This window comes from Duganella aquatilis, assembly GCF_009674565.1.
Taxonomy (GTDB): Bacteria; Pseudomonadota; Gammaproteobacteria; order Burkholderiales; family Burkholderiaceae_D; genus Rugamonas; species Rugamonas aquatilis.
In genome coordinates, this window is the sequence record NZ_WKJL01000013.1 from 43705 (window position 1) to 55462 (window position 11758).

Genomic DNA, 11758 nt, shown 5'->3' on the forward strand with positions numbered 1-11758 from the left:
TATGAATAATATGACCGACCTGGGCGAACAACTGGACGCAAAGGTGCTGCTCTCCACGCTGATGGCGCTGAAAAAAGGAGACTTTTCAGTGCGCATGCCATCCGACTGGATCGGCATGGCCGGCAAGATCGCCGACACACTGAACGACATCATCGACACCAAGGCGCGCATGGTGCGCGAAGTCACGGAGGTCAGCCGCGTGGTGGGCCGCGAGGGCCGGCTGACGCAGCGCGCCGAAATGACCAACACCACCGGCGGCTGGGCCACCATCATCAGCTCCGTCAACACGCTGATCGACGACCTGGTGCGGCCGACCTCCGAAATGGCGCGCGTGATCGGCGCCGTGGCGAAAGGCGACCTGTCGCAGACCATGTCGCTGGAGGTCGACGGCCATCCACTGAAAGGCCAGTACCTGCGCGCGGCGATGACCGCCAACACCATGGTGGAACAGCTGTCGTCGTTCTCCTCCGAGGTGACGCGCGTGGCGCGCGAGGTGGGTACGGAAGGTAAGCTGGGCGGCCAGGCGCAGGTGAAAGGCGTGGCCGGCACCTGGAAGGACTTGACCGACTCGGTGAACTCGATGGCGGGCAATCTGACCTCGCAGGTGCGTAACATCGCCGAGGTGACCACGGCGGTGGCCAACGGCGACTTGTCCAAGAAAATCACGGTGGACGTGCGCGGCGAGATTCTGCAACTGAAGGACACCATCAACGTGATGGTGGACCAGTTGCGTTCCTTCGCTTCCGAAGTGACGCGCGTGGCGCGCGAGGTGGGCACCGAAGGTAAGCTGGGCGGCCAGGCCTATGTGCCGGGCGTCGGCGGCACCTGGAAGGACTTGACCGATAACGTCAACTTCATGGCGTCCAACCTGACGGGCCAGGTGCGTAACATCGCGGCGGTCACGACGGCGGTGGCGAACGGCGACTTGTCGAAAAAGATCACGGTGGACGTGAAAGGCGAGATTCTGGAACTGAAAAACACCATCAACGTGATGGTGGACCAGTTGTCCTCCTTCGCTTCCGAGGTGACCCGCGTGGCGCGCGAGGTGGGTACGGAAGGCAAGCTTGGCGGCCAGGCGCAGGTGAAAGGCGTGGCCGGCACCTGGAAGGACTTGACCGACTCGGTGAACTCCATGGCCGGCAACTTGACGGGCCAGGTGCGTAACATCGCCGACGTGACCACCGCCGTGGCCAACGGCGACTTGTCCAAGAAGATCACGGTGGACGTGAAAGGCGAGATTCTGGAACTGAAGAACACCATCAACGTGATGGTGGACCAATTGAACTCCTTCGCTTCCGAGGTGACGCGCGTGGCGCGCGAGGTGGGCACCGAGGGCAAGCTGGGCGGCCAGGCCAACGTGCCGGGCGTGGCCGGCACCTGGAAGGACTTGACCGACGGCGTGAACTCGATGGCGGGTAACCTGACGGGCCAGGTGCGTAACATCGCCGACGTGACCACCGCCGTGGCCAACGGCGACTTGTCCAAGAAAATCACGGTGGACGTCAAGGGCGAAATTCTCGAACTGAAAAACACCATCAACGTGATGGTGGACCAGCTGTCCTCCTTCGCTTCCGAAGTGACGCGCGTGGCGCGCGAGGTGGGCACCGAAGGTAAGCTGGGCGGCCAGGCTTATGTGCCGGGCGTCGGCGGCACCTGGAAGGACTTGACCGACAACGTCAACTTCATGGCGTCCAACCTGACGGGCCAGGTGCGCAACATCGCAGCGGTGACGACGGCGGTGGCGCGCGGCGACTTGTCCAAGAAGATCACGGTGGACGTCAAGGGCGAGATCCTGGAACTGAAGGACACCATCAACGTGATGGTGGACCAGTTGTCCTCCTTTGCCTCGGAAGTGACCCGCGTGGCGCGCGAGGTCGGTACGGAAGGTAAGCTGGGCGGCCAGGCCAACGTGTCCGGCGTGGCCGGCACCTGGAAGGACTTGACCGAGAACGTCAATCAGCTGGCGGCCAACCTGACCAACCAGGTGCGCGCGATCGCGGAAGTGGCGACCGCCGTGACGCGCGGCGACTTGTCGCGTTCCATCCAGGTGGAAGCGCGCGGCGAGGTGTCCTACCTGAAGGACAACATCAATGAGATGATCCGCAACCTGAAAGACACCACGCTGAAGAACGCGCAGCAGGATTGGCTGAAGACCAACCTGGCGCGCTTCACCCGCCTGCTGCAGGGCCAGCGCGACTTGCAGGCCGTGACCAAGCTGATTCTGTCGGAGCTGGCGCCGCTGGTGTCGGCGCACCACGGCGTGTTCTACATGATGGATGCCGGCGACAGCGACGCGCGCCTGCGCATGATCGCCAGCTACGGCTACCGTTCCAGCCGCAAGCTACCGACCTCCTTCCTGCCGGGCGAAGGCCTGGTGGGCCAGTGCGCGCTGGAGAAGGTGCGCATCTGGCTGACCGACGTGCCGCGCGATTACATCGTGGTGTCGTCCGGCCTGGGCGCGGCGCCGCCGACCAATATCGTGGTGCTGCCTATCCTGTTCGAGCAGCAGGTCAAGGCGGTGATTGAAATCGCCTCGCTGGACCGCTTCACCGAAACCCACCTGTCCTTCCTCGACCAGTTGATGGAATCCATCGGCGTGGTGCTGAACACCATCGAGGCGAACAGCCGTACCGAATCGCTGCTGACGCAGTCGCAGTCGCTGGCCCAGGAACTGCAACAGACCAACCAGGAGCTGGCGGAAAAAGCGCGCCTGCTGTCCGAGCAGAACATCGAGGTGGAACGGAAGAACCGCGAGGTGGAGCAGGCCAAACTGGCGCTGGAAGAGAAGGCCACCCAGCTGGCGCTGTCGTCCAAGTACAAGTCCGAGTTCCTGGCGAATATGTCGCACGAGCTGCGCACGCCGCTGAACTCCCTGCTGATCCTGGCGCAGCAGCTGGGCGACAACCCGGACGGCAACCTGTCCGGCAAGCAGGTGGAATTCGCCAAGACCATCCACGGCTCCGGTTCCGACCTGCTGACGCTGATTAACGATATTCTGGACTTGTCGAAGATCGAATCCGGCACCGTCACGCTGGACGTGTCGGAGTACCGCTTCCAGAATCTGCGCAACTACGTCGACCGCACCTTCCGCCACATGGCCGAAGCCAAGCACCTCGGCTTCTCCGTGGAGCTGAAGGAAAGCCTGCCGACGGCGATGATGACCGATACCACGCGCCTGCAGCAGGTGCTGAAAAACCTGCTGTCCAACGCCTTCAAGTTCACCACCCACGGCCAGGTGTCGCTGTGTATCAGCCTGGTGAACAGCGGCTTCACCAGCGATCACCCCAACCTGCTGCATGCGGACGCGGTGCTGTCGTTCGCGGTGACCGACACCGGCGTCGGCATCGCCTCGGACAAGCTGCAGCTGATCTTCGAAGCGTTCCAGCAGGCCGACGGCTCCACCGCCCGCAAATACGGCGGCACCGGCCTGGGCTTGTCGATTTCGCGCGAGCTGGCGCGCCTGCTGGGCGGCGAGATCCGCGTGGAATCGGTGGTCGGCAGCGGTTCGACCTTCACCCTGTTCCTGCCGTATAACCGGGCGGGCTTCATCAACTACGACACCGGCCGCCAGCCGCAGGTACGCCTGCCGGCGCCGACGCCGCAGGTGGTGTACACGCCACCTGCGCAGGCCGAACTGGTGCTGGCGGACCACAACATCATCAGCGAACTGGATGCGGACCTCGACGAATACAGCGGCAGCGACGACCGCGGCCTGGTGGCGCCGGGCGATCCGTCGGTGCTGATCATCGAGGACGACGAGCGCTTCTCGCAGATCGTGCTGGGCTTCGCGCGCGAGAAGAATTTCAAGGGCATCGTCACCATGCAGGGCGACTCGGCACTGAGCCTGGCGCGCGACTACCTGCCGTCGGCGATCCTGCTCGACCTGGACCTGCCGGACATCGACGGCTTCACGGTGCTGGACCGACTGAAACGCGACCCGAGCACGCGCCACATTCCGGTGCACGTGATGTCCAGCCTGCGCGAACGCGAACGCGCGCTGCGCTTGGGCGCCATCTCCTACCTGAACAAACCGGTCAGCAAGGAGGCCCTGCAGGAAGAGTTCAGCCGCATCCAGAAGTTCCTGTTGGGAGGAAAACGCAGCCTGCTGGTGGTGGACGACGAACCGGCGCAGCGCGAGTCCATCATCTCGCTGATCGGCGACTCGGACATCCACATCATGGCGGTGGAAACCGGCCAGGCCGCGCTGGATGCGCTGCGCGAGCAGCACTTCGACTGCATGGTGCTGGACCTGACGCTGCCGGACATCAGCGGCTTCGACCTGCTGGACATCATCGGCAAGAACGAGGCGCTGCGCGACCTGCCGATCGTGATCAACACCGCCAAGGACTTGAACCGCAAGGAAGTGGCAAAGTTGAAGCGCTACGCCAAGACCATCGTCATCAAGGATGCGCGCTCGCCCGAGCGGCTGCTGGACGAGACGGCGCTGTTCCTGCACCGTTCGCAGGCCAGCCTGCCGGAAGCGCAGCGCAAGATGCTGGAGGAAATCCACGCGGCCGAAGGCGGCCTGGCGGGACGCAAGGTGCTGATCGTCGACGATGACTTGCGCAACATCTTCGCGCTGTCGTCGCTGCTGGAGCGGCAGCAGATGCAGGTGTCGTTCGCCGAGAATGGCCGCGACGGCATCGAGGTGCTGGAGCGCGATCCGACCATCGAGATCGTCCTGATGGACATCATGATGCCGGAGATGGACGGCTACGACACCATGCGCGCCATCCGCCGCATCCCGAAATTCAAGTCGCTGCCGATCATCACCCTGACAGCGAAGGCGATGAAGGGCGACCGCGATAAATGTATCGCCGCCGGCGCCTCGGACTACATCACCAAGCCGGTGGACGTGGCCCAGTTGCTGTCGCTGATGCGCGTGTGGCTGCACTGATGTCGTCCCTGATCGCCACCATCAAAGCGGCGCTGCGCGGCGTCGAGGACGCGCCGCCCGCCGTGACGCCCATGCCGACCGCAGCGCCGACAACCGGCGTGCCGGTGCTGGTCACCTCCGGCGGCACGGGGCGTCGCCATTCGCCGTCCACCGTCGAGGAGCTGGAACTGGAACTGCTGCTGGAAGCGCTGTTCCAGTGCCACGGCTACGATTTTCGCGGCTACGAGCGCGCGGTGATCAGCCGCAAGGTGCAGGCCCTGCGCTCGCAACTCGGCCTGCCGACCATCTCCGCGCTGCAATCGCGCATCCTGCATGACGAGCCAAGCTACACCGCCCTGCTGCGCGCGCTGTACGTGGAGCCGGCGCTGATGTTCGACAATGCGCTGGAAGTCTCGATGCTGCGCCTGTCGCTGGGCGTGTGCCTGCACGGCGCCGCGCTGCCGCGCGTGTGGCTGGCCGATTGCGCCGGCGCCCAGCAGGCGTGGACCCTGGCCATTCTGCTGGATCAGGAACAACTGGCCTCGCGCACCGAGGTCTACGCCACCGTCGCCAGCGACGCCATGCTGGCCGAAGCCCAGCATGCCAGCCTGCCGATGGCCAACCTGGGCGAGCTGCAAGCCAACTACGTGCGCAGCGGCGGCGTCGGCAAGCTGATTGATTATTTCGACGTCAACGAAGACGGCACGCACGCCGTGCTGAAGCCGCACCTGGCCAGCCGCATTACCTGGGCCCAGTACAACCTGGTCACCGATGCCTCGTTCAACGAGTTTCAGATGATACTCGGCCACCGCGCCCTGCCCGACTTCGGTCCGCAGCTGCGCCGGCGCGTGCTGCAGCTGTTCGACGACAGCCTGGCGCCGTTCGGCATGCTCGCGCTGGACCGCCAACTGGACGATCACGACGCCCTGTCACGCCACTACAAGCCGCTGCTGGCGCACCAGTCGTGGTACAAGCGCGTGGCCTAGTATACCGTTGAGGCGCTGGGCCGTTCGGCGATGCGGTCGCGCCAGGCCTGCAGGTGCGTGAAACCTTCCTGCCCCGGCCGGAAGCGCATCAGGCCACGGCCGAATTCCAGCGCGCAGAACGCGGTGATGTCGGCGATGGTGAAGCGCTGCCCGGCCACAAACGGCTGCGTCGCCAGGGTCTGATCCAGCCAGCGCGCCGCCTCGCGCATCTTTTCGCCCTGGGCTGCGCCGTATTCCGGGAACTGCGGCTGCTCCAGCGCCGCCAGTCCCGGATGCGTATGCCGCACGCAGTTGGCAATGCCATAGAACAGATGCAGCTCCACGCGCCGGTCGGTCATCTCGATGAAGGCCCGCTCGTCGAAGCCGTCGCCCATCAGGTTCGGCTCCGGCGCATGGCCCTCCAGCCACGAACAGATGGCGCGCGTTTCGCACAGCACGCGGCCATCATCCAGTTCCAGCGCCGGCACCCGGCCGAAGGGATTGAGCGCCAGGTATTCGGCGCTGCGGTGCTGCGCCGCGCCCAGATCGATCTGCACCTGTTCGATATCCGTCAGGCCCTTCTCGGCGATGAACATGGCGACCCGGCGCGGATTCGGCGCGCGCGCGGAAGTATAGAATTTCATCGCGACTGTCCTGTCTCCAGCATGGTGCGCACGGTGGTGGGATCGGTGCGCTCCACGCGCGGCGGCAGCATGATCCCGCGCTGCACCGCGGGACGCGCCGCAATCGCCGCGATCCAGCGCTGCAAGTGCGGCAGATCGTCCACCGTCACGCCGGACCAGTCGTGCGTGCGTACCCAGGCCCAGTTGGCGATATCGGCGATCGAATAGTCGCCGGCCAGGTATTCATGCGCGGCCAGGTGCGCATCCAGCACGCGGAACAGGCGCTTGCTTTCACCCTGGTAGCGGTCGATGGCCGGCTGGATCTTCTCCGGAAAGTAGCGGTGGAACACGTTGGCCTGCCCCATCATCGGGCCGACGCCGCCCATCTGGAACATCAGCCACTGCATCACCTGCGAGCGGCCCTTGAAGTCGGTTGGCATCAGTTCGCCGGTTTTCTCGGCCAGATACACGAGGATGGCGCCCGACTCGAACACGGCAAAGTTATCCTCCGAGCGGTCGACGATGGCCGGAATGCGGCCATTCGGATTAAGCGCCAGGAACCAGGGCAGTTTCTGCTCGCCGGCCGCCAGATCCAGGGCGTGCAGGGTATAGACCAGCTCCAGTTCCTCCAGGGCGATGGAGATTTTATGGCCGTTGGGCGTGGCGGCGGTGTACAAATCGATCATGTGTCTGTCCTCAAAATGCGCGTAGCAGGATCATAATCCTATTTGGGATTTGACAGCGCATCCGGTTCGCCGTAGATTGCTCGCTTGCCCAAAAGGCCCACATAACAAAGGAAAAGCATGCAACGCAGTTTGATTTCGCTCGCCGTCATGGCGCTGTTGGGTTTCTCCGCCGGCTCCCCTACCCTGGTTGCCGCCGCTCCTGCCGCCAAATCGGCGCAGGCCACCACCCAGCTTCCCCGCACCGCCGTCCCGACGCACTACGCCGTGTCGCTGACGCCGGATGCGGCCAACAGCAGTTTCAGCGCCAGCGTAACGATCGCGCTCGATATCAAACAAGCCACCAGCAGCCTGACCCTGAACGCCGCCGACCTGAAATTCAGCGCCGCCGCCATCAGCGCCGGTCCTGGCAAAGCCACGCAGGCCGCCAGCAAGATCGAGGTGGACGCGGACAAGCAGACCGCCACCTTCCAGTTCGCCGAACAGCTCAAGCCGGGCAGCTACCAGCTCAAGCTGGACTACACCGGCGTGATCGGCACCCAGGCTTCCGGCCTGTTCTCGCTCGACTACGACAACGGCGGCGCCAAGAAGCGCGCGCTGTACACCCAGTTCGAAAACTCCGATGCGCGCCGCATGATCCCGTCGTGGGACGAGCCGTTCTACAAGGCCACCTTCGCGCTGGAAGCCACCATCCCGGCCGGCCAGATGGCCGTCTCCAACATGCCGGTCGCCTCGACCACCAAGCTGGCCGACGGCCGCGAGCTGGTGCGCTTCGCCACCTCGCCGAAGATGTCGACCTACCTGCTGTTCTTCGGCCTGGGCGAGTTCGAACGCGCCACCGCCATGCAGGACGGCGTGGAGCTGGGCGTGGTCACGCAAAAAGGCGCGCTGGGCCAGGCGCAGTTTGCGCTGGACTCGTCGCGCGACGTGCTGAAGGAATACAACGACTACTTCGGCGTCAAATACCCGCTGCCGAAACTGGACAACATCGCCGCGCCTGGCCAGAGCCAGTTCTTCAGCGCGATGGAAAACTGGGGCGCGATCTTCACCTTCGAATACTCGATCCTGCTCGACCCGCGCGTCGCCACGCAGTCGAACAAGGAAACCTCGTTCCTGGTGGCCGCCCACGAAATGGCGCACCAATGGTTCGGCGACCTGGTCACCATGGCCTGGTGGGACGACCTGTGGCTCAACGAAGGCTTCGCCTCGTGGATGGAGTCGCGCACCACCACCCGCCTGCACCCTGAGTGGAAATGGGAGCTGCGCGCAGTCGGCACCCGCGAAGGCGCCATGGAGCGCGACGCGCTGGCCACCACCCACCCTATCGTGCAGCGCATCGCCACGGTGGAACAAGCCAGCCAGGCGTTCGACAGCATCACCTACAGCAAGGGCGAATCCGTGATCCGCATGCTGGAAAGCTACGTGGGCGAAGACGCATGGCGCGCCGGCGTGCGCAGCTACGTCGCCAAGCACGCCTACGGCAACACGGTGTCGGACGACCTGTGGCGCGAAGTGGAAAAAGCCGCGCACAAGCCGGTGACCGCGATTGCCCACGACTTCACGCTGCAGCCTGGCGTGCCGCTGATCCGCGTATCGGATGCGGTCTGCAAGAACGGCAAGACCACCATCCAGCTGACGCAGGGTGAATTCAGCAAGGACCAGGAAAACAAGAAGCCGCTGAGCTGGCGCGTGCCGGTCATCGCGCAGACCGTCGGCGGCGCCACCGTGCGCGCCGTGGTCAGCGGCGGCAAAGCCAGCATGACGCTGCCGGGCTGCGGCGCGGTGCTGGTCAACGCCGGCCAGAGCGGCTACTACCGCACGCTGTACACGCCGAAGTCGTTCGCCGCGCTGGCCGGCAGCTTCGCCACCATGCCGACCATCGACCAGCTTGGCCTGCTGTCGGACAGCTGGTCGCTGGGCATGGCCGGCCTGATGCCGGCATCGAGCTTCATGGACCTGGCCAACAATGCGCCGGCGGACGCCGCGCCGCAGGTCTGGCAGAAGATCGCCGGCGTGCTGGCCGGTCTGCACGACAGCTACGAAGGCAAGCCTGAGCAGCGCGCGGCGCTGGACCGCTTCACGCGCGCCCGCCTGGCGCCGGTGTTCGCCCGCATCGGCTGGACCGCCGCCAAGGACGAAGCGGCGCCGGTCGCCAACCTGCGCGAGACGCTGATCCGCGCGCTGGGCGCCGTGGGCGACGAGGCGGTGATCGCCGAAGCGCGCCGCCGCTACGCCGCCTCGGCCACCGACAAGAGCGCCATGCCGGCCGCGCTGCGCCGTCCTATCCTGGGCGTGATCGCATCGAACGCCGACGCCGCCACCTGGGAGCAGCTGCACGCCGCCGCCAAGGCCGAGCAATCGGCCATGATCAAGAGCGAGCTGTATGGCCTGCTGGGCGCTGCGGAAGACAAGGCGCTGGCGCAACGCGCGCTGGACCTGGCGTTGACCGATGAACCGGGCGCCACCACCGCGCCGTCGCTGATCGGCCGCGTGTCCGGCAGCCATCCGGACCTGGCGTTCGACTTCGCCGTCGCCAACCACGAGAAGGTCGACAAGATCGTCGACATCGCCTCGCGCAGCCGCTACTTCCCTGGCCTGGGCGGACGTTCGGCCGATCCGGCGATGATCGGCAAGCTGCAGGCCTACGCCAAGCAGTATCTGCCGGCCGACGCGCAAGGCGACACCAAGACCGCGATCGCCTCGATCGAGTATCGCATCAAGGTGCGCAGCAAGCGCCTGCCGGAGATTGACGCCTGGCTGAAGCAGCACGCCGGCTAAGCAAAAAAAACCAGCGCCATCGCGAGATGGTGCTGGTTACAAAAACGCTCGAAAGCGTGGGGATGTCCGGGTGTCCGCCGACTATGGTGTCGTCTGGATGGTATTTGTGCCGGGCTTGAACGGTCCGGCAACCGGGCGCTGGGCTTAACCTCGCGCTATGGGTGCTACTTTGCCACCGATCGCAAAGCGCAGGCTTAGAACTTCATTAAGGTGGGTGGTGCCGGTGTTTGAGGCCACCGGCCAGCCTGCTGAGCCATGCTTTGCGAACATCCGCGCCATCTTGGACCCGGAGTCGACTGGAGCACGCTGTCACCAGCGGGAGCGATAATAATTGGACAATATGACGGCCAAATGACGCACGCGAACTTTACATTTCCAGCAATTGCGGTTTTATGTGCGCTGAGCGCTTGTTCGCAATTGCCGCCGCCCGCGGCGCCGCAGAGCGCGCCCGCCGTCGCGGCGCCAGCGACCGCGGTGCCCCCGGCGCCATTGCCGGCCGACGCCGGCCCGCTGCTGCACATCGATTCCGCACACTCGCTGATCGCCGTCACCGTACGGCGCGGCGGCATCCTGGCGCGCCTCGGCCACGACCACGTGGTCGCCAGCCACGCCATCACCGGCACCGTTTCGCCGGCGCGCAATGTCGCAGATTTCCAGTTCCGCCTCGACCAGATGACAATCGATGAAGCAGACCTGCGCCAGATCGCCGGCCTGGAAAAGCAGCCCTCCGCCGACGCCATCGAAGGCACGCGCCACAATATGCTGACCAAGGTGCTGGACGCCGAGCGCTATCCGCTGGTGACCGTGCACGCGGAACGCATCGCCGCCGGCCAGCCGCTGCGCGTCGCCATCACGCTGCACGGCGTCACGCGCACGCTGGACATACCGGTGGAGCTGCATGAAGAAGATGGCGCCATCAACGTCAAAGGCACGGTCGTGCTGAAGCAAACCGATTTCGGCCTGACGCCGTTTTCCGTGATGGGCGGCGCCATGGCGGTGCTGGACCAGATGGAACTGCGCTTCGACCTGAGCGCCAGATAAAAAAAAGCCCGCAGCACTTCGAAAAGGCGCGGGCCAAAAATTTCAAATCGGGAGAGACTTGAAAGAGCAAAGACAGTATCTCAGCCGTGCGTGACGCCATGATGACATCGCGCGCTCCCGAAAAAGATTTTTAACGCGCGATGATCAGGCGCAGGCCGAGGCCGACGAAAATCGCGCCGGCCACGCGGTCCATCCATTTGCCGGCGCTGGGCGTACGGTTGATCCAGGCGCCGACCGCGCCGGAGAAATAACCCAGCAATCCAAACAGCAGCACCGCCTGCGCGGTGAACACCAGGCCCAGTTGCGCCGTCTGCCACGCCGCGTCGCCGCGCGACGTCACCACGAACTGCGGCAGGAACGACAGGAAGAAAAGCACCACCTTGGGATTGATCATATTGGCGAAGAGGCCCTTGGTGAACAGCCGGCGCAGACTTTCATCCGGCAAGCCGGCGCCTTCCACCCGCGCGCCGCCCCGGCTGCGCAAGGCGCCGAAGCCAAGCCAGATCAGATAAGCGCCGCCGACCAGCTTCAGCGCGCCGAACGCCAGCGGCGAAGCCTTGATCAGGGCGCCCACGCCCAGCGCCGCCAGCAGCGTGTGGCTCAGGCAGCCCAGCGCGCAGCCGAGGCCAAACATCATGCCCTGGCGGCGGCCGCGCGACATGCCGACGCTGAGCACCATCAGGTTGTCCGGTCCCGGCGAAATGGTGATCAGCAGCGCGGCGCTGAAAAAACCGATGAACTGTTCTGGCGAAATGAGCAAGATAATTTCCTGTTACGCAAAAACCGTCATCA

Annotated in this window: 7 protein-coding genes; 4 read left to right on the forward strand and 3 right to left on the reverse strand. The window is 64.9% G+C overall.

What is annotated here, in order from left to right; translation table 11 throughout:
* Position 1 precedes the first annotated feature (1 nt).
* Together GJ698_RS17635 and GJ698_RS17640 are read left to right on the forward strand one after the other, a co-directional pair.
* Complete coding sequence (locus GJ698_RS17635) at positions 2–4897, forward strand: hybrid sensor histidine kinase/response regulator (RefSeq protein WP_154359167.1); 4896 nt, start codon at positions 2–4, stop codon at positions 4895–4897.
* Positions 4897–5862 carry a CheR family methyltransferase gene (locus GJ698_RS17640; RefSeq protein WP_229260045.1) on the forward strand — a complete coding sequence of 322 codons (966 nt, stop codon included), beginning with the start codon at positions 4897–4899 and terminating at the stop codon, positions 5860–5862. The genes GJ698_RS17635 and GJ698_RS17640 overlap by 1 nt, the downstream gene beginning before the upstream one ends.
* Here the strand turns inward: GJ698_RS17640 and GJ698_RS17645 are convergent.
* Together GJ698_RS17645 and GJ698_RS17650 are read right to left on the reverse strand one after the other, a co-directional pair.
* Positions 5859–6485: a glutathione S-transferase family protein gene (locus GJ698_RS17645; RefSeq protein ID WP_154359168.1), complete on the reverse strand. Its 627-nt coding sequence runs from the start codon at positions 6483–6485 to the stop codon at positions 5859–5861. The two genes, GJ698_RS17640 and GJ698_RS17645, sit on opposite strands and share 4 nt — an antisense overlap.
* Entirely contained in the window at positions 6482–7150 is a 669-nt protein-coding gene (locus tag GJ698_RS17650) for a glutathione S-transferase N-terminal domain-containing protein (RefSeq protein WP_154359169.1), read from the reverse strand. The genes GJ698_RS17645 and GJ698_RS17650 overlap by 4 nt, the downstream gene beginning before the upstream one ends.
* Before the next feature lie 117 nt (positions 7151–7267).
* Here GJ698_RS17650 and GJ698_RS17655 point away from each other — a divergent pair, with 117 nt between their 5' ends.
* A complete protein-coding gene (locus GJ698_RS17655; protein ID WP_154359170.1) occupies positions 7268–9925 on the forward strand; it encodes a M1 family metallopeptidase in 2658 nt (885 codons plus the stop codon).
* 417 nt (positions 9926–10342) lie between these two features.
* Complete coding sequence (locus GJ698_RS17660) at positions 10343–10966, forward strand: YceI family protein (RefSeq protein WP_229260046.1); 624 nt, start codon at positions 10343–10345, stop codon at positions 10964–10966.
* A 130-nt stretch (positions 10967–11096) separates the two neighbouring features.
* On the opposite strand, the gene GJ698_RS17665 is transcribed toward GJ698_RS17660, so the two are convergent.
* The gene (locus GJ698_RS17665) at positions 11097–11726 is read right to left on the reverse strand and encodes a LysE family translocator (RefSeq protein ID WP_154359172.1); all 630 of its coding nucleotides are present in this window, start codon (positions 11724–11726) and stop codon (positions 11097–11099) included.
* Between the last annotated feature and the right edge of the window lie 32 nt (positions 11727–11758).

Bases quoted from the DNA above. Each gene is read 5' to 3' on its own strand.
- GJ698_RS17645 (WP_154359168.1), bottom strand. From the start codon at position 6,485: ATGAAATTCTATACTTCCGCGCGCGCGCCGAATCCGCGCCGGGTCGCC.
- GJ698_RS17640 (WP_229260045.1), top strand. From the start codon at position 4,897: ATGTCGTCCCTGATCGCCACCATCAAAGCGGCGCTGCGCGGCGTCGAG.
- GJ698_RS17635 (WP_154359167.1), top strand. From the start codon at position 2: ATGAATAATATGACCGACCTGGGCGAACAACTGGACGCAAAGGTGCTG.
- GJ698_RS17655 (WP_154359170.1), top strand. From the start codon at position 7,268: ATGCAACGCAGTTTGATTTCGCTCGCCGTCATGGCGCTGTTGGGTTTC.
- GJ698_RS17650 (WP_154359169.1), bottom strand. From the start codon at position 7,150: ATGATCGATTTGTACACCGCCGCCACGCCCAACGGCCATAAAATCTCC.